This is a genomic window from Micromonospora sp. NBC_01412, assembly GCF_045040215.1.
GTDB lineage: Bacteria > Actinomycetota > Actinomycetes > Mycobacteriales > Micromonosporaceae > Micromonospora > Micromonospora rubida.
Genome location: NZ_CP109528.1, coordinates 6118639 through 6137874, shown reverse-complemented (window position 1 = coordinate 6137874; position 19236 = coordinate 6118639). Strand labels below are relative to the sequence as shown.

Sequence of the window (19236 nt, the reverse complement as noted above, 5' to 3'; positions counted from 1 at the left end):
ACGCTGACCGGGCCGGCCGGCCGGCACCGGCGGCGAGTGACCTACGCAACCGTAGGTTACCGAGCCGTAGGGTTAAGCTGGCGGCCGGTCGACGACGTCCCCGACGGCCGCCCGACGCCCGAGGAGAGCCGAGTGGAACCCACCGCCGACCGGCCCTGGCTGCGCAACTACGCCCCCGGCGTGCCCGCCACCATCGCCGAGCCCTCGGGCTCGCTGGTCGACCTGCTCCGGGACGCCGCCCGGCGGTTCGGCCCCCGGGTCGCGCTGGACTTCTACGGCGCCACCACCACGTACGCGGATCTGGCCGACCAGGTGGCCCGCGCGGCGGAGGCGCTGCGCCGGCTCGGCGTCGCCCGGGGCGACCGGGTGGCGCTGGTGCTGCCGAACTGCCCCCAGCACGTGGTCGCCTTCTACGCGACGCTGCGGCTGGGCGCGGTGGTGGTCGAGCACAACCCGCTCTACACCGCCCAGGAGCTGGACCAGCAGCTCACCGACCACGGTGCCCGGGTCGCGGTGGTCTGGGACAAGGTCGCCCCGCTGGTGCGTGGCCGGGGCGCGGTGGAGACCGTGGTGGCGGTGGACCTCACCGGCGCGCTGCCCCGGCTCAAGCGGTGGGCGCTGCGCCTGCCGCTGCCCAGCGCCCGCGCGACCCGGGCGGCGATGACCAGCCCGGCCCCGGGCGCGACGCGCTGGGCGGACCTCCTCGCCGCCGCCGGGCCGCTGCCGGCCGACCATCCCGCGCCCGGCCCGGACGACACCGCGCTGCTGCAATACACCGGCGGCACCACCGGCACCCCGAAGGGCGCGGTCCTGACCCACCGCAACCTGCGGGCCAACGCCGCGCAGGGCCGCGCGTGGGTGCCGGGCCTGCGCGACGGCGCGGAGACGGTGTACGCGGTGCTGCCGCTGTTCCACGCGTACGGGCTCACGCTCTGCCTGACCTTCTCGGTGAGCATCGGGGCGACGCTGGTGCTCTTCCCCCGCTTCGACCTCGACCAGGTCCTCGACGCGGCCCGCCGCCACCCGCCGACGTTCCTGCCCGCCGTCCCGCCGATCTACGAGCGGCTGGCCACCGCCGCCCGGGAGCGCGGCGTCGACCTCACCTCCGTCCGGTACGCCCTCTCCGGCGCGATGGCCCTGCCGCCGGCCACCGTGCAGCTGTGGGAGTCGGTGACCGGCGGCCTGCTGGTCGAGGGGTACGGCATGACCGAGTCCTCGCCGATCACCCTGGGCAATCCGGTCTCCCCCGCCCGCCGGCCCGGCACCGTGGGGGTGCCCTTCCCCTCCACCGACGTGCGCGTCGTCGACCCCGACGACCCGTCCCGGGAACGGGCCCCCGGCGAGCCCGGCGAGCTGCTGGTCCGCGGCCCGCAGGTCTTCGCCGGCTACTGGCGACGCCCCGAGGAGACCGCGAAGGTGCTGCTGCCCGGCGGCTGGCTGCGCACCGGCGACATCGTGACGATGGATGCGGAAGGCTTCGTCACGGTGGTCGACCGGATCAAGGAACTGATCATCACCGGCGGCTTCAACGTCTACCCGTCCGAGGTGGAGGACGCGCTGCGCCGGCTGCCCGGCGTACGCGACGCCGCCGCGGTGGGCCTGCCCGGCGAGCGCGGCGGCGAGGAGGTCGTGGCAGCCGTGGTCCTGCTCCCCGACGCCCACACCGACGAGGCCGCGCTGCGGGCCGGCTGCCGGGAGCACCTGGCCGGCTACAAGGTCCCCCGCCGGGTGGTGATGGTCGACGACCTGCCCCGCTCGCAGATCGGCAAGGTCCTGCGCCGGGAGGTCCGCGACCGGCTGCTCGCCGGGCACTGACGGCACGGCCGGCGAAGCCGCCGGGCGCGTTCGCAACGGCCCGACCCGCCCCAGCTACACCGTTCGCGACGTCTACGTCTCGCACCGTCATGGATGCGCCCCCTTCGGGAAATCGAAGCCCGTGACGGGTCGTGCCGGGCCGTTTGATCGCGTACCGTCGAACCGACCTCGGCAAGATCACCGGGCCGACCGGCGTTCGCGGGAAGGAAGCGGCTTGAAGGTTTCCCCTGTTCACCCTCCTCCCGAGCCCGCCACCGGCCCGAACACAGCCGGCCTCGGCGCGGCGGCCTCTGGCGAGTCCTACGAGGAATCGACCCGCGTGGCGGGTGCGATGTTGTGCTCCCCTTCTGATGTCGGCACACCTGACGCGGCACGCCGATCGTCGCGTGCTCCATACCGGAGCGGCGTGACCTCGTCCGGCCGGTCACTGTAGACACCCGCATCGACCACGGTGATTCGATCTGGTCCTTCATCCCCCTAGCCGAGCGACCGTCTCGGGCACTCCACCGAGCTGGCAGACGAGTCGCGGTCAACCATGCCGAGAGGGCAGACAAACATGGTCATCGAGCAGCCTGGACAAACCTTCATTCCTGTCGAGAGCCTCAATGCTCGCACTCTCGGGCGCGGCACCCAGGCGGCCACGATCGGCCGGCCGCTCGTCGTATTCCTGGCGCACCTCCACAGCACGACCGGAAAGAACCTGCGCGTGACGGTTCCGCTCGGGATGACCTACGTGCACTCCTATCTGAAGGCGCGGTTCGGCAACGCGATCCAGATTCGGCAACTCGCCACGACGCAGCAGATCAACGAGGCGCTGAACGAGCAGGTGCCCGACGTCTTCGCGCTCGGCAACTACTCGTGGAACACCGCACTGACCAACGCGGTGATCGGTGTCGTGAAGCAGCGACACCCCAAGGTCGTCGTCGCGGTGGCCGGGCCGAACATCCCCACCGAGAAGCCCATCGCGCAGGCCGGCCTGCGGAGAAACCGGGCCGCTGACTTCTACATCTCCCGCGAGGGCGAGCACCCGCTCGCCAACCTCGTCGAGACGTGCCTGGGCCTGGCTGACCCCAGCGACGTCAAGGGGACGGTGGTGGACGGTTGCTACTCGCTCACGGAAGAGGGGCTGGTCCTCCAGGGTGACCCGCTGGACCGGGTAGGCGTCCTGGAGGAGATCCCGTCGCCGTATCTGACCGGCCTGTGCGACGACTTCCTGGCGAATCCCGAGTACATCCCGTTGCTCCAGACCTCACGCGGCTGCCCGTACCGGTGCACGTTCTGCGTGGCGGGTCACGACTGGTGGTCCAAGCTGCGGGCGTTCAGCGTGGAGCGCGTCAAGGAGGAGATCGACTACATCCAGGCACGAACGTCGAATCCCCTGCTGCGCATCGCCGACGAGAACTTCGGGATCCTCCCCCGCGACGTCGAGATCGCCGAGCACATCCGGAAGGTGAAGGACACGTTCTCCTACCCCTCCGTGGTGCAGGTCTACACCGACAAGCACCTGACCAAGAACGTCAAGCAGGTGACCCTGCTCATGCGGGACCTCATCCCGCTCAACATCAGCTTCCAGTCGCTGGACAAGCAGGTCCTGAAGAACATCAAGCGGGTCAACGTCAAGGACACCGCGATCGAGGAGGCCGCCGCCTTCGCCCGGGAGCACAGCCTGGTGCTCTCCACCGAGCTGATCTTCGGGCTACCCGGGGAGACGATCGAGTCCTTCACGAACTCCCTCGACAAGGTTCTCGACTATCGCTTCGACAACGTCGTCATCTACGCGCTCAACATCCTCGACCAGGCCGAGATGGCCTTCGCGGAGTACCGCGAGAAGTTCGGCCTGAAGACCCGCTTCGCCCTGTCTGAGAACGGATACTCCGAGTACGACTCCGTGCAGACCTTCGAGATGGACGAACTCGTGGTCGCGACCTCGACGATTCCGGAGCAGGAGTACCTCAGGTTCTTCAAGTTCATCTTCTTCTTCAACTTCGCGCTGTTCTACGGCTGGCTGCGGGAGTTGGTCTTCTTCTTCGAGACCAACGGTGTCCGGGCGACCTCCGTGATCCGCTCCATGCTGGCGGACCCCGAGCAGTGCCCCACCCTGGCCGAGTTCGCCGGCCGGTTCCTCACCGGCCACCGGGCGATGATGCGCGACACCCGCGAGGAAGTCGCCGAGCTCATCCGGGAGCTGGCCGAGCGTCAACCGGAGCAGGTCACCGACAACCAGTTCGGGGCGATGCGTTACCAGTACGCGGTCTTCAGCGACCTGTTCACCGAGGGCCGGTTCGCCCAGGTCGTCCACGAGTTCGCGCAGAGCGGCCTCCGGCTCCACCGCGAGCTGACCGGGGAGGCGCCGTCAGACTCGTTCCTGGAGCAGCTGGACGTGATCACCCAGTTGCAGATCCAGTCGTTCATCCCGCTGCACGAGCCCGTGCCCGAGACGGTGGTCCTGGAGTCCGGCTACGACCTGGTCGGATGGAAGAACTCCAACTTCAGGCAGCCGCTCGCCGACTTCGCCCTCGCCGAACCGGCGAGGTTCTCCCTGCGGATCGAGGGCTACCAGCACCACGAGCGGCTCTGGGACGCACGGGGCGGCGACGACATTCGACGAATCTACCTGCGCAGCTTCGCCAGCACCAACGCGAACCGGCGGCGGCACCTCGAACTCTGCGAGGAGTCCCTGCCGGCCTGATCGGGGCGGGCGGCGTCGGCGCACGACGGTCCCGACGCCGCCCGCTGACCCGGAGCGAGAACGCATGACCGTCGGCACTGGATCCGGACATCGGACATCGGACATCGGATGAGCCGATGCGGCACGACCACGGGCGTGGGGGAACACATGGATGACATCGACCTGGACGGCTTCACCCACTCCCACGTGCCACTCATGTACGACCGCGACGGGCTGCACTGCTTCTGGGTGCCCCGGGCGCTCGCCGCGTCCCGGTGGGGCCGGGAGCGGCACGACGCCTTCTACGTCCATTTCCAGCTCTGGGTCCACTACAACCACCGGTGGGACCGCTATGACGTCGGTGATCGCTGGCGGGGCGCCGACAGCGCGACAGGCTGGGACACCGGGCTGGGCGCCGAGGTGGACGCGGTGCAGGACCGCATCTTCCGCACCCACCTGGGACTGCGTCTCGACACGTTCAGCTCCGGGGGCGAGAACGTGGTGGAGACCCTCTTCGGGCTCCTGCGCGACGACCACGTCCCGCTGCTCCCCATGGACATGGGTGAGCTGCCGTCGTGCCGCGCCTACTACGACGGCCATCACTCTGGGCACGTCACGGTGGTGACCGGCTACCGCAAGCAGCGCGAGATGTTCACCGTGTTGGACGGGCTGCATCTCGAATCGCTGACGAACGCCAGGCTGTTCCACGTCGACTCGACGGGCGGGCAGGCGCCGCTCGATCCCTGGGAGACCCCGTTGCGGTTCGCGGTGCCGTTCGAACCGACGGTCACCCTCCGGCAGGTCCTCGGGGACGTCTGCACGACGGCCTACGTGCCGAGCGAACATCTCGCCCGCGCGCACGTGGCCTGGGCGGCCCACGGCGTTCCCTACCTGGTCGGGCAAGTCCTGACCGTCTCGGCCGGGCCGACGCCGACCACTGCCGCCGCAGTGATCCGCGACGCCGCGAGCGAGCTCGCGGACGTGGCCGACGCGGTTCTCGCCGGCGAGGAGCCGGTGCGGGCCAAGGCCGAGTTCCTGGCCGGGGTCGCGCCGGAGTCGGCGTGGCGTCAGTTCGGCTACGTGGACAGCCAACACATCCTGGGCGCCGCGGCGAGGCTGGTCCTGTACCGGGCCGGGGCGAGCCCCGCCGACGCGGCGGCCTGCCAGCTCGCGGCGGCAGCCGCAGCGGGCCGGTGGCGCGCGCTCGTGGAGCGGGCGCTCGCCGGCAGCGGAAAGCTCGATGACGAACTCGCGCAGACCTACGGGGACGCCCTGACGGCCGAGCGGGCCTGGGCGACGACGGTTCGGCGGGCGATGCGGCGCGGTTAGCCGGGGCCCCGATCCGAGATATGGAGAAATGGTGAACAGGATCAAGATTCCGGAGCTGACGCTGTGCCTCATCGTCAAGGATGAAGCCGCGTTCCTCCCGAGGTGCCTCGCGGAGGCCAGCCCCGTCTGCGGCGATGTCGTCATCGTCGACACGGGCTCGACCGACGGTTCCCAGGACATCGCGCGTTCCCACACGGACACGTTCATCCAGACGACGATGGACGGCGGCTACTCGGCCGCGCGGAACCTGGCCCTGGAGCAGGTGAAGACGCCCTGGGTGTTGTTCCTCGACGTGGACGAGGAGTTTCCCGCCACCGAGTGGCCACGGGTCGCCGCCCAGATCGAGCAGGCGCCGGACGACCACCTCGCCTACACCGTCCTTCGCTTCAACCTCACGGCCGTGGGCGCGATCTGGGTCGACCGTCCGGTACGGCTCTTCCGCAGCCACCCGGACATCCGGTACCGGCGGCTCGTCGGTGAGTCGGTGGAGGAGGCGGTGCAGGACATGGGGGGCGTCATCGCGTCCTCGGGTCTGGTCCTCAACCATCCCGGCAACGTCCGGCCGGTCGCGGACCGCACCGCCAAGCTGCGGCGCTACCTCGACCTGACCGAGAAGCAGATCGCCGACTACCCCGACCTCGGCCTGTGGCCCGCCTACGCGGGCTTCCTGCACCGCGCCCTCGGCAACTTCGAGCAGGCGGTCGAGTGGAGTTCCAAGGCCGTCGAGTCGGACCCGTCGGCAGCGCGGGTGTGGGCCTACCACGGGCACGTGCTCCGTGCGGCAGATCGTCCGCACGACGCCCTCGCGGCGTTCCAGACCGCGGCCAAGCTGGCCCCGGAGGACTCCATCTTCCTCAACATGGTCGGCGTCATGCACCTCATGCTCAACGAGCTGGAGGAGGCCGAGGCTGCCTTCACGGGGGCGCTCGCGCTGGAACCCGACCTGTTGCACGCCGAGATCAACCGCGGGCTGATCCGCCAGGCCAGGGAGGAGTACGAGGCCGCGGCCGAGATTCTGCGCGGGGTTGCTCAACGCAACGCCGGTCTCCTCCTGCAGGACTGGCGCGGGCGCGTCGAGATCGACCACTTCACGTATCTCTTCAACGAGACGGTTCCGCACTTCGCCGGCCTCGCCTATCACCTCGCCTACTGCGAGTTCATGGCGGCGTCGTCCCGCACCGAGGTCCGGTACCCGGTGGACGGGAGATTCGCCGGCACGAGGTAGGGCGTCGGCCGGGTGGCCGTCGATCCGACGCCGCCCCACCGTCGGCGGCCGGGGCGACCCGGCCGCCGACGCGCGGCCACCGTCACCGGTAGGCGTTCGCCTGGACGGTGAACAGGTCGGCGTAGAGGCCGTTCGCGCTCATCAGCGCGTCGTGGCCGCCCATCTCCCACAGCCGTCCGCCACGGAGGACGGCGATCTGATCCGCCGCCCGGACGGTGGAGAACCGGTGTGACACGAAGAGGGTGATCACTCCGCGCTCGCCGCGAACGTCCGCGGCGGTGTTCACGAGTCGTTCGAACAGCGCGTGTTCCGCCAGGGCGTCCAGGGCCGCCGCCGGCTCGTCGAGGGCCACGAGCAGCGGGTCGCGTCGCATCAGGGTGCGGGCGAGCCCCAACGTCTGCCACTGCCCGCCGGACAACTCCATTCCGTCCCCGTAGCTGTGCCCGAGCAGACCGTCCAGGCCACCGGGAACCCTCCGCACGATGCCCCGCGCACCGGCCCGGTCGAGCGCCGCCATGATCTCCTGGTCGGCGTCGACCGCCGCCGGCCGGCCCAGCCCGACGTTCTCCCGAAGCAGCAGCTCGAAGCGCGCGAAGTCCTGGAACAGCGTGGCGACCCGGGAACGCCAGTGCTCGGGGGTCAACTCGCGCAGGTCGATCCCGTCGACGGTGATGCGGCCCGAGGTCGGCTGGCAGAGGCCACAGATCATCCTCACCAGGGTGCTCTTGCCCGCGCCGTTCTCACCCACCAGCGCCAACGTGCTGCCGGCCGGGATCTCCATCGAGACGTCCCGGATCACAGGCTCGTCCGCGCCCGGGTAGGCGAAGGAGACGTGTTCCAGCCGGATCCCCCGACGCAGCCGGGCGGGCGTCCGCGACACCGCCTTCTGGCCGGCCGGCTCCCGCGTCGGATCCGACGTCGGCGGCGACGCGGCGGGAGGACGGACCGGGCCGATCGCGGGGGCCCGCCCCGGACCGGCCGTCAACTGCCGCAACACGTCGATGCGCTCGACGGTACGACCCATCTGCTGCAACGTCCCGAGCATCCCCAGCAGACCGGCCACCTGCACGCTGACCTGGACTGCGAGGGTGAGCACCAGGACGACCTGCCCGATGTTCGCCTCGCCGCGCACCGCGCTGCGGACGACGAGGAAGATCGCCGTCCCGTACGCCGCCGCGAACAGCACCTGCCCGCCGGCGCGCAGTAGGGCGCTGCCCCAGTGCGCCCTCCACAGCAGGCCGGTCGTCGCCGCCCAGGCCGCTCGCTGCCGCGAGATCACCGCATCCCGGGCGCCGGCGAGCCGGATCTCCTTCGCGGAGCTTCCGGTCGTAGCCACCTTCACCAGGTGCCGGGACACCTGGATGTCGACGGCGGCGGCCACCTGGGCGTCGTCGATCATCCGCTGCGCTCGGTTGCTGAGCAGCACCGGCGGCAGGGCGGCGAGCGGCAGCATGACGAGCCACGGGTCGACGCTGACCAGCAGTACGGCGGTGAGGCCGATCTGCAGCACGACCCCGCCCAGCTGCAGCGTCGACTCGAGGGCGTTCCGCACCCGGATCAGGTTCTCGGTCACCAGGGTCAGGGCCTCGACGAACCTCGGGTTGTCGAAGTGGTCGATGCCGGCGCTGCCGTTGACGATCGAGGCGACCTCGTCGGTGAGGGCGAGTTGCTCCAGGTCTCCCAGTTCGAAGTAGGACAGGTGCGCGAAGTGCATCATGGTCAGCTCGAAGACCAGCAACAGTGCTGCGGCCAGGGCCAGCAGCACGGCCACCGTGCCGTCCCGGCCGATCGCGGCGTTGGTGAAGGCGGCGAGGACAACACCGATCAACGGCGTCGCGAGATAGCCAACGGTCATCAGGACGATCGCGGTGAACAGTCTGCGGCGGTCGGTTCGGTAGCCGAGGCGCAAGAGGAAACCGGCCGCGAGGGCGATCTTTCTCATCCCACCGCCGTCGGTTCGACCGCGTCCGTCCGGAATCTCCTCGCCTGCAACTCGAACAGCTCGGCGTACCGGCCGTCGTGCCGAATCAGTTCGTCGTGGCTGCCGCGTTCGACGACCCGGCCGTGCTCGATCACCACGATCTGATCCGCGTGGCGGACCGTGGAGAAGCGGTGGGAGATCAGCACGCTCGTGATCCCTCTCGCCGTGGCCAGGAACCGGTCGTGGAACTCCACCTCCGCCCGGACGTCCAGCTGCGCGGTCGGCTCGTCGAGCACCAGCACCGAGGCACCGCCGTGGACGGCGAGCAGCGCCCGGGCGAGGGCGATCCGCTGCCACTGGCCGCCCGACAGGTCCGTGCCGCCGGGATAGCGCGAGGACAGCGGCGTCCGGAGCGGATCCGGCACCCCCCGCAGCGCGTCCAGGGCGCCGGCCTGTTCGGCCGCGGCCGTGATCGCCTCGTCGTCCGCGAGCAGCCTCGGCGCACCGAGGCCGATGTTCTCCGCCACCGTCAGCTCGTAGCGGACGTAGTCCTGGAAGATCATCGCGAGTTGGCGGCGCCACTCGTCCGGGTCGAAGTGGGCCAGCTCGGCCCCGTCCACGGTGATCCGTCCGCTCGTCGGCTCGTAGAGGCGGGCGAGCAGCTTCACCAGTGTGGTCTTGCCGGCGCCGTTCAGGCCGACGATGGCGGTGGAACGGCCGACCGGGAGCGTGAGGTCCAGGCCGTCGAGAATGTTGGGACCGCCCGGGGAGTACCGGAAGCTCACGTTGTCGAAACGGATCTCCCGGCTCGGCCGCACCGGCATCGTCGTCGCCCGCGCGCCGGCCGGCCAGCCGGCGCCCGCCCGTTGTTCGAAGCGCTCCAGGGCGTGGAACGAGTGCAGTCCGAACTGCGTCTGCACGTCGCATTCCGGGAAGTAGACGCCGAAGCGCATGGGGATCAGGATCCCCTGTAGGGCGACGGCGAGCTCAAAGAGGTCGACCTGCCCCCGGCCGGCGGCCACGGCCAGCATCGTGATGGCGACCGCTCCACCGACGAACCCGACCGCGGAGAACCCGACGAACGGCCAGAACTGCAGGCGTCGGCTACCGGCCCACATCGGTCGGAGGTTGGCCATGGTGTCGGAGCGCAGCCGCTCGCGCAGCCAGCTCAGCAGCCCGAACACGCGGATCTCCTTGGCGGCGGTCGCCCCGGTCGCCAGGCCACCGATGTATCCGGCCCTGCGCCGATGCCCGGCCAGGGACTCCGACACCGCCGCGAACCGCCCGAGCGTGCCGCGAACCCCCACCCGGATGACCAGCGCGGTGACCATCATGATCAACCCCGCGAGTGGACTCAACACCACGCCGACGAGGACCACGGCAGCTGTCAGCTGGCAGTAGCGGGACACCAGCGCGGGGATCGCGCCGACGGCGTCGCCGGGGGTGTACGCCTGCCGCTCGAACGCCGCCCGCGCGTCGGCGAGCAGGTCCAGCGCCTCGGGGTCCTCCAGCAGGGCGATCGGCGCGTCGTCCAGCGCCGCGTCGAGCAGCCGCCCGATACACACCTCGTCGACCCGACGCGCGATGACCTCGGTGACCGCGGACTGGAACGGCGTCAGCAGCTGTTGCAGGGTGAACGCGCCCAGTGCCACCGCGAAGACGACCACGATGCCGTCCCACGAGAGCCCCACGGGCTGCGCGGCGAGGGCCGGCACGCGAGAGAGCAGCATGCTGGTGGAGACGATGAACACCGACGGCAGCAGGCCGAGCGTGACGTTCAGCGCGAGGGCGCCGAGGGCCAGGCCGCGCCCCGCGTGTGGCAACAGGCGGAGCATCTGGAGCCAGCGGGTGGACCGATCCCTGATGGCGAGCACCAGAGGTGCCACCGAACCTCCTACTGGGAGAAGTGACGGGCCGCCGGGAGGTCACGGCCGGAGCGGGACGTCCGTCGCGCCGTTTCCAACCCCAACTGCGTCGCCGCCTCCACGACAGGCGCGAGTTGTTCGCTCACCGCGGGAAGGGCTTGGCCGTCCACGAAGTTGCGTAGGCCACCCGGCACGAGCGTGGCCAGCGCGGCGGCCGCGACCGGTTCCTTGGTCCGCACGCCGGCGGCGGGGGCGCCACACTCACCCGCCAGGAGCCCCACGGCGACCGCCGCCGTGACAAGGGCCTGCGTCAGGTGGGCCGGTACCGCGGCGTCGCTCGGGCGTTGCGGGCATCCGTTGGCGATCAGCCGCCGCACGTCGTCGTCCCCGAGGCCATAGGCGCGCAACAGGTCGACGGCCGGCACCTGCCGCCAGTCGTCGCTGGCCGGCTGATCGCGGAACCGGCAGATGGCGTCCCCGGTGAACCAGGAGAAGAACGGCACGAGAGCGATCCGGTCGAGGACGGTGTCGGCCGGCGCCACCGGGTCGGTCCGCCAGCACGCGGCCTTGCGCAGGCCGTGCCAGCCGTTGCCGGCGATGCTCACCTCGTCGCCGTGCTGGACGAGATTCGACACCGACACGACCATGGGCACGCCCATCGACCGCAGGAAGCCCAGGAGCACCTCGTCGTCCGGTTCGTCGCCGGTGGTGGCCCGTGCGGCGTACCGGTCGAACTCGCGGGCGACGTCGGCCGGCAGGATGAGCGCCTGGGCCGGCATGTACCCGTCGACGACCTCGACCCAGTCGGTGCCGACGAGCGCGGCGACCCGCAGGGCGTACGAGGTGAACGACCCCCACTCGGTGAACAGACCGAGGGCGTGCCCCGGCAGCGCGCGTGTCCCGGCGAGTGCGTGCCGCACGAAGTCCGGCGCCAGGACGGAGTCGTCCTGGACCACGAGGTGGTGCGTCGCGCCCGGCGCGACGCGCGACCACGCCATGCGCGAGGTGCGGAGCGGACCTCCGGGCCGGCCCGGCTCCGGGTCGGTCACCACGCCCGCGTCGAACTCAGAGAGCGCCACGGCGAGGCGTTCCGCAGCCGCCTGCCGGACGGGATGCGCCATGACGCAGGCCGAGAGCCGAGCCGGCGGGTCGTCCGGACGCTCGGCGGCCCGGGTGGGCCGGGCGTGCGTCGACACATCGCGGGCAGCCATGGAGATCACTATATCCACCGTTGATCACGTGGGCGTACGGCCACTGCGGCATGCTTGACGACAGGAGAACCGGCCGGGCAGGATTCACCGCTGTGTCCAGTGAGAGCTCAGGCGGCGGGCTGACGGAGTGGACGTGGGTGGTCGCCACGGATCCGGCGGAGGCGCACGCCCTGCTGTGTGCCAGTGACGGACACCAGGCTGCCCGATACGGGATGGTCGCGCCCAGCCGCAACCTCGACACCACCGAACGCCGGGTGCGGGCGGGCTCGGTGCACCTGCTGCGGCACGGCACCGAGGCGGCGGCCTCGTTCACGCTGTCCCAGGAGCCCCCGCACGGCCTGGACCTCTCCGTCTACCCGCCCGCCACCAGCCCCGTCTACCTGCAACGACTGGCCGTCTCGCCGGCGTACGAGGGATCGATCGTCGGTGTCCGGTGCCTGCGCCGGGCCGTCGAGCTCGCTCACGAGCGGGGTGCGGACGTACTGCGCTGCGAGGCCAACCCCGACCTGCTGGCGACGCGGCGGATGCTCGACGCGCTCGGATTCGTCCAGCATGGGCCGGCCCTGGCCGAGGGCGGCGTGCATCGGGTCCACCTGCAGAGACCCGTCGCCGCCGGCTAGCCCGCGGCGACGGGCGACAGGCGACGAGCGACGACGAATCAGCGACGTGACCCGACGGGGTCCGCCGGGTACGGACAGCCCACGGCTGTCGTCCGAAGGGAACGGGACTCTGTAGTGGATGAGTTGAGAAAGTCCATCACCGAACTGGTGCGGCCGTACGTCCGAGCTGCCGACACGCGCACCCTGGACGATCCCGACGCGGAGCTGGCCGCGCTCGGCGTCGACTCCCTCGCCGTCGTCGAGCTGATCGTCCTGATCGAGAAGAAGTTCTCGGTCACGTTCGCGTCCGACATGCTCGACTGGTCCACTTTTCGTACCGTCACGTCCATCGCGGACACGGTCGTAGCCCTGCGCGGGCCCACCGGCACCGACGGGCCCGATCCGAGCGACCCCGATCGTCCCCACTCCCCGAATGGGTTCGCCTAGACATGCGCACAGTTCCGGCCACGGATCACGACCTCGCCCACAGCTACCTCGGCCACCCGTTCGGGCCGCCCTGGGAGTACGGCGGCACCATCGTGTCGACTCTCCTCCGCCAGGTCGCCACGCTCGGCGACGCCGCCTTCCTGACGACCGCCACGGCGGACGGCGAGACGACGACGCTCTCCTACCGCGACGCGGATCGCCTGAGCCGGCGGGTGGGCGCCTGGCTGCGCCGGGAGATGCGGGTGGGAGCGGGCGACGTCGTGGCGCTCGCGCCGGTCAACGACGCGCGGTCGGTCATCGGCATCCTCGGGTCCCTCCGCGCGGGCTGCGCGGTGCTGCTGCTCAGCCCCGCCGATCCGGTCGCCCGCCTGCGCCCGCAGGTCGAGTCCGCCGGGGCGAAGGTGGTCCTGCACCCCCCGGCGGTCTCCCTCGACCCGTCGCTGGCTCCGGTGGTCATTCCGGACCCCGACACCCTCGCGGATCCGGCGGGGGGCGAGTCGGACCCGCCGGTGGGACCGGGCACCGACGCGTTCCTCATCGGCACCTCCGGGTCGACGGCCGCCTCCAAGCTCGTGGTGCAGTCGCACTACAACGTCGTGGCGAACGCCGCCGCGCTGCGCACCCATCACGGGATCAGGCCGGGCGAGCGGATCCTGGGGTGCCTTCCGATCCACCATGTGAACGGACTCCACTTCACCGTGCTGGGTCCGCTCGCGGCGGGTGCCCACGTGCTGCTCGCGCACGCGTTCGACCCGTTCGGCTATCCCCGGCTGCTCGAACGGTTCCGGCCACGGATCGCGAGTGTGGTGCCGAGCCTTCTCGAAGCCCTCACCCACACGTGGCGGGCACCGCGGTTGCCGGGAGACTTCGGGTACTTCGTCTCGGCCGCCGCACCGTTGACCGCCCAGACCGCGCAGGAGGTGTCGCGGCGTCTCGGAGCGCGGGTCCTGCAGGGCTACGGGCTGACGGAGACCACGAACTTCTCCACCACGGTGCCCACGGACGTCTCGGCGGACACCTACCGCCGGCTGGTCCTGGAGGCGGACATCCCGTCCATCGGGGCGGCGATGCCCGGCAACGAGGTGGCCGTGCTGCTGGAGGACGGCAGGGTGGCCGAGCCGGGTCAGGTCGGTGAGCTCTGCATGCGCGGCCACAACGTGATGAGCCGGTACGCGGGTAACGAGGCCGCCACCGCTGAGGCCTTCCGGCAGGGCTGGTTCCATTCGCAGGACATGGGCTTCGCGGTGCGCGACCCGGACGACGACCGGCCCTACTTCGTCATCACGGGACGCGGCAAGAACATCGCCAAGGTACGTGGCGAGACGGTCTCCCTCGAGGAGATGGAGCGGGCGCTGCGGGCGCTGCCGGGCGTTCGCGACGCGGCGTGCGTCTGCCTGCCGCACCGGTTCCTGGGTGACGAGATCGTGGCAGCGGTGGTGTTCGCCCCCGGCGAGCGGCCGGATGTCGGTACCGCGCTGTGCGCCTCGTTCGCCACCACCGTCGTGCCGCGACGGGTCCTGTCGCTCGACGCCATTCCCCGGACCGCCACGGGGAAGATCCTCCGGCCGAGGCTGGCCGAACAGGTCGCGGCACACCTCGACGCACCGCTGCCGTAACGGTGTCGGACAGGACCGTCGCCTCGGCGCCCGCCGCTGCCGTAACGGCGTCGGGGGGCACCGTCGCCTCGGCGCCCGCCGCGGTGGCACCGCAGAGCTCGTGGGACCGGTGCCGCCATCGCCGCGGCGACGAGCGATGGATCGACGACGCCTGGCGGCGAGCGCATGTCCTGGTCATCGACGTGGCCGGGGGCGGCGACGTCCTGGTCCGGGACTCCGACCGGCCCGACGCCGACGGCGCGTCCGCCACGCTGCCGCTGATGGGCTCCGCCGAGGCGCCGCCGGGAGAACGGCTGTTCCTCGGCGCCTTCGGCGGCGCACCCGTCTTCGCCGTCGTCGCGCCCCTGCCCTCCGTCCCGGATACGGGCACGGGAAGCCTGCGCGAGATCGGGCACCGGCTCTCCGAGACGGAGGCGGCGCTGCTCACCGTGGCGACCGCCCTGGGAAACTGGCACGCCGCCGGCCCGTACTCCCCCGCCACCGGGGTGGCGACAAGGCCCGTCATGGGCGGCTGGGCCCGGGCCGACGACAGCGGCGCCCTGCTCCGGCCGCGGATCGACCCCGCGGTTCTCGTGCTGGTACACGACGGCGGGTCCGGGCCCGACGGGCGCTGCCTGTTGGCGCACCGGGCGCCGGGCACGATGGTGGCGGGGACCCGGCAGTTCTCCTGCGTCGCCGGATTCGTCGAGCCCGGGGAGTCGCCGGAGCAGGCGGCGGCCCGGGAGGTCGCCGAGGAGATCGGTGTCACGCTCACCGGCCTGCGGTACGCGGGCAGCCAGGCGTGGCCGTTTCCCGGCTGCCTGATGCTGGGCTTCCGCGCCCTGGCGGATCCCCGGGAGCCGATCCGGACCGACCCGACCGAGATCGCCGCCGCCGGCTGGTTCACCCGTCGGCAGATCGCCGAGGCCCTCGCCGGCGCCTCGGTGCAGACCGTCGCCGGCGGACTCCTCGCCCTGCCCCCACGGGCGTCGCTGGCCTGGTCACTGCTCGCCGACTGGGCGCGCGGCCCGGCTGGCTGGTCGGCTGGTCGTTCGGCACCGACCTGGCGACGCCCGGCGGCGGACGAAGGGCCGGCGTGACGGCGGGCTGCCGGACCGACGCCATCGGTCACCCCCGTGCCACCAGCCTCGGGGCCGCTCCGGCGAGGTGGCGCGTGGGTTACGATATTGCCGCAAGGCGCAGATGGGGACGAGTACCGCCGTACGCAGCCAAGAGCGACTCGGGGATGGTGGAAGCCCGGGGGTGTTGCACGGCGGGAAGATCACCCCGGAGCCGTCGGAGGAAAGGCCGCGAGGCCGAGTAGAACCGACCGCACCCGAAAAGAGAGGGCCGTACGCGGCCAAGGAGGGTGGTACCGCGGGGCCGCAGGCCTCGTCCCTCCGCCGGAGCTTCACCCCATGCATCCGTCGGAGGAGCCATGTACCGCAGCGTACCGACTCAGGTCGATTTGCCCGATCTCGAACACGAGGTCCTGCACTTCTGGCACGCCAACAGCGTCTTCGCGCGCAGCCTCGAACAGTCCGGCAGTCGCCCGGAGTGGGTGTTCTACGAGGGGCCGCCCACCGCCAACGGCATGCCGGGTGCCCACCACATCGAGGCACGGGTCTTCAAGGACGTCTTCCCGCGCTACAAGACCATGAAGGGCTTCCACGTCGCCCGCAAGGCTGGCTGGGACTGCCACGGCCTGCCCGTCGAGCTCGCCGTCGAGAAGGAACTGGGCTTCTCCGGCAAGCAGGACATCGAGAAGTTCGGCGTCGCGGAGTTCAACGCCCGCTGCCGAGAGTCGGTGACCCGGCACACCGACGCGTTCGCCCGCCTCACCGAGCGCATGGGCTACTGGGTGGACATGGACGACGCCTACCGGACGATGGACCCGGAGTACATCGAGTCCGTCTGGTGGTCGCTGAAGCAGATCTTCGACAAGGGCCTGCTGGTCGAGGACTTCCGGGTCGCGCCGTGGTGCCCCCGGGACGAGACCGGCCTCTCCGACCACGAGCTGGCCCAGGGGTACGAGACGGTCGTCGACCCGTCGGTGTACGTCCGCTTCCCGCTCGCCTCGGGGCCGCTGGCCGGGCGGGCGTCGCTGCTGGTCTGGACCACCACGCCCTGGACCCTGGTGTCGAACGTCGCGGTGGCCGTGCACCCCGACGTGACGTACGTGGTGGCGACCGACGGCAACGAGCAGTTGGTGGTCGCCGAGCCTCTGATGGCCCAGGTGCTCGGCGACGGCTGGGACCTCACCGGGGAGTCGTTCAAGGGCCAGGAGCTCGAGCGGTGGGGCTACCGCGCGCCGTTCGACCTGGTCGAGATCCCCGACGCGCACATCGTGATCCTCGCGTCGTACGTGACGACTGACAGCGGCTCGGGTCTGGTCCACCAGGCACCGGCCTTCGGCGCGGACGACCTCGTGAACTGCCGGTCGTACGGTCTGCCGATGGTGAACCCGGTGCAGCCCAACGGCCGGTTCGAGCCGGCGCTCCCCCTCGTCGGCGGCCTCTTCTTCAAGGAGGCGGACCGCCCGCTCATCGACGACCTGACCGCCCGGGGGCTGCTCTTCCGCCACGTCCCGTACGAGCACAGCTACCCGCACTGCTGGCGCTGCCACACCGCGCTGATCTACTACGCCCAGCCCTCCTGGTACGTCCGGACGACTGCGGTACGCGAGGCCCTGCTGCGCGAGAACGACCGCACCACCTGGCACCCCGCCACCGTGAAGTACGGCCGGTACGGCGACTGGCTCAACAACAACGTCGACTGGGCGCTGTCGCGGCGGCGCTACTGGGGCACCCCGCTGCCGATCTGGCGTTGCGAGAACGAGCACCTGACCTGCGTCGGCTCGCTGTCCGAGCTCAGTGAGCTGACCGGATCCGACGTGACCGGGCTCGACCCGCACCGGCCGTTCATCGACGACGTCACGTTCACCTGCCACTGCGGGACGACCGCCCGGCGGGTTCCCGAGGTGATCGACGCCTGGTACGACTCGGGTTCCATGCCGTTCGCGCAGTTCGGCTATCCGTACCAGAACGTCGAGCTCTTCGAGAAGCGGTACCCGGCACAGTTCATCTCCGAGGCCATCGATCAGACCCGTGGGTGGTTCTACACCCTGATGGCGATCGGCACGCTGGTGTTCGACCGGTCGCCGTACGAGAACGTGGTCTGCCTCGGCCACATCCTGGCCGAGGACGGCCGGAAGATGTCCAAGCACCTGGGCAACACCCTCGAACCGATCCCCCTGATGGACCAGCACGGCGCGGACGCGGTGCGCTGGTTCATGGCCGCCGTCGGTTCGCCCTGGTCGGCTCGACGGGTCGGGCACACCGCCCTCCAGGAGGTGGTCCGCAAGATCCTGCTGACCTACTGGAACACGGTGGCCTTCCAGGCGCTGTACGGGCGGACCGCCGGCTGGTCCCCGTCCGACGCCGACCCGGCCCCCGCGGACCGGCCGGTCCTGGACCGGTGGCTGCTCTCCGAGCTGAACACGCTGGTCCAGCAGGTGGACGCCGCGATGTCCACGTTCGACACCCACCAGGCGGGCCGGCTGCTGGCCGCGTTCATCGACGACCTCTCCAACTGGTACGTCCGGCGCAGCCGGCGGCGTTTCTGGCGGGGCGACCCGGCGGCGCTCGCCACCCTGCACGAGGTGCTCTCCACCGTCACGCTGCTCATGGCGCCGATCACGCCGTTCATCACCGAGCGGGTGTGGCAGGACATGGTCGTGCCGGTCGCCCCGGACGCGCCGCCGTCGGTGCACCTGGCCCCGTACCCGGTCGCGGACGAGTCCCTGATCGACCCGGCCCTGTCACGGCAGACGGCGATCGCGCGGCGGCTGGTCGAGCTGGGCCGAGCCGCCCGCGCCGACTCCGGGATGAAGGTCCGGCAGCCGCTGTCCCGGGCGCTGGCCTCGGCACAGGGCTTCGAGGAGCTGTCCGCGGAGCTGCTGGCGGAGATCACCGCCGAGCTGAACGTCGGGTCGGTCGCCGCCGTGGGCGGGGCCGGCGGGTCGCTGGTGGACACCACCGCGAAGGCCAACTTCCGCACCCTCGGCAGGCGGTTCGGGAAGACCGTGCAGCAGGTGGCCGCGGCGATCGCGGCGGCCGACGCCTCCGCGCTCAAGGATTCCCTGCGGGAGTCCGGATCCGCGACGGTCGTGGTGGGCGACGAGTCCGTCACCCTCGGCCCGGACGAGGTGGTCATCGTCGAGACGCCGCGCGAGGGCTGGGCGGTCGCCAGCGATGCCGGCGCCACCCTGGCGCTGGACCTGCACCTGACGCCCGAGCTACGGCGGGCCGGGGTGGCCCGCGACGCGATCCGGCAGATCCAGGAGGCACGCAAGGTCAGCGGCCTCGACGTGACCGACCGGATCTTGCTGCGGTACCGGGCGACCCGGGAGGAGACGGCCCTGGCCCTCGCCGAGCACCGCGACCTGGTCGCGGAGGAGGTGCTGGCCACCGACTGCGCCGACGGGGAACCGTCGTGGGCCGACCCCGAGCCGTTCACCGACGAGTCGCTCGGCCTGACGTTCTGGCTCCGCAAGGCCTGA

Annotated in this window: 12 protein-coding genes; 9 read left to right on the top strand and 3 right to left on the bottom strand. The window is 71.2% G+C overall.

What is annotated here, in order from left to right; genetic code table 11:
- Window positions 1-132 precede the first annotated feature (132 nt).
- The 4 genes from OG617_RS26910 (at window position 133) to OG617_RS26895 (ending at window position 7037) form a co-directional block, all read left to right on the top strand.
- Window positions 133-1815: a long-chain-fatty-acid--CoA ligase gene (locus tag OG617_RS26910; protein ID WP_405095735.1), complete on the top strand. Its 1683-nt coding sequence runs from the start codon at window positions 133-135 to the stop codon at window positions 1813-1815.
- Window positions 1816-2521: 706 nt separating this feature from the next.
- On the top strand, window positions 2522-4504 hold the full coding sequence (locus OG617_RS26905) for a B12-binding domain-containing radical SAM protein (protein ID WP_405095734.1): 1983 nt from the start codon (window positions 2522-2524) through the stop codon (window positions 4502-4504).
- Window positions 4505-4651: 147 nt separating this feature from the next.
- On the top strand, window positions 4652-5812 hold the full coding sequence (locus OG617_RS26900; protein WP_405095733.1) for a hypothetical protein: 1161 nt from the start codon (window positions 4652-4654) through the stop codon (window positions 5810-5812).
- Between the two features lie 31 nt (window positions 5813-5843).
- Window positions 5844-7037, top strand: coding sequence for a glycosyltransferase (locus tag OG617_RS26895; RefSeq protein WP_405095732.1), 1194 nt, complete (start codon window positions 5844-5846; stop codon window positions 7035-7037).
- An 82-nt stretch (window positions 7038-7119) separates the two neighbouring features.
- On the opposite strand, the gene OG617_RS26890 is transcribed toward OG617_RS26895, so the two are convergent.
- The 3 genes from OG617_RS26890 to OG617_RS26880 are packed head-to-tail and all read right to left on the bottom strand — an operon-like array spanning window position 7120 to window position 12034.
- Window positions 7120-8979 (bottom strand): ABC transporter ATP-binding protein, encoded by a 1860-nt coding sequence (locus tag OG617_RS26890; RefSeq protein WP_405095731.1) that lies wholly within the window; start codon window positions 8977-8979, stop codon window positions 7120-7122.
- On the bottom strand, window positions 8976-10844 hold the full coding sequence (locus tag OG617_RS26885; protein ID WP_405095730.1) for an ABC transporter ATP-binding protein: 1869 nt from the start codon (window positions 10842-10844) through the stop codon (window positions 8976-8978). Before OG617_RS26885 ends, OG617_RS26890 begins: the two co-directional genes overlap by 4 nt.
- Before the next feature lie 8 nt (window positions 10845-10852).
- Window positions 10853-12034, bottom strand: a complete 1182-nt coding sequence (locus tag OG617_RS26880; RefSeq protein ID WP_405095729.1) for a hypothetical protein — start codon at window positions 12032-12034, stop codon at window positions 10853-10855.
- Between the two features lie 92 nt (window positions 12035-12126).
- On the opposite strand from OG617_RS26880, the gene OG617_RS26875 reads away from it, so the two are divergent.
- From OG617_RS26875 to ileS, 5 genes are all read left to right on the top strand, one after another.
- Window positions 12127-12654, top strand: a complete 528-nt coding sequence (locus OG617_RS26875) for a GNAT family N-acetyltransferase (RefSeq protein ID WP_405095728.1) — start codon at window positions 12127-12129, stop codon at window positions 12652-12654.
- Between the two features lie 114 nt (window positions 12655-12768).
- The gene (locus tag OG617_RS26870) at window positions 12769-13080 is read left to right on the top strand and encodes a phosphopantetheine-binding protein (RefSeq protein WP_405095727.1); all 312 of its coding nucleotides are present in this window, start codon (window positions 12769-12771) and stop codon (window positions 13078-13080) included.
- Between the two features lie 2 nt (window positions 13081-13082).
- A complete protein-coding gene (locus OG617_RS26865) occupies window positions 13083-14696 on the top strand; it encodes a class I adenylate-forming enzyme family protein (protein WP_405095726.1) in 1614 nt (537 codons plus the stop codon).
- Window positions 14697-14779: 83 nt separating this feature from the next.
- Window positions 14780-15775, top strand: a complete 996-nt coding sequence (gene nudC / locus OG617_RS26860; protein WP_405095725.1) for an NAD(+) diphosphatase — start codon at window positions 14780-14782, stop codon at window positions 15773-15775.
- A 338-nt stretch (window positions 15776-16113) separates the two neighbouring features.
- A complete protein-coding gene (gene ileS / locus OG617_RS26855; protein WP_405095724.1) occupies window positions 16114-19236 on the top strand; it encodes an isoleucine--tRNA ligase in 3123 nt (1040 codons plus the stop codon).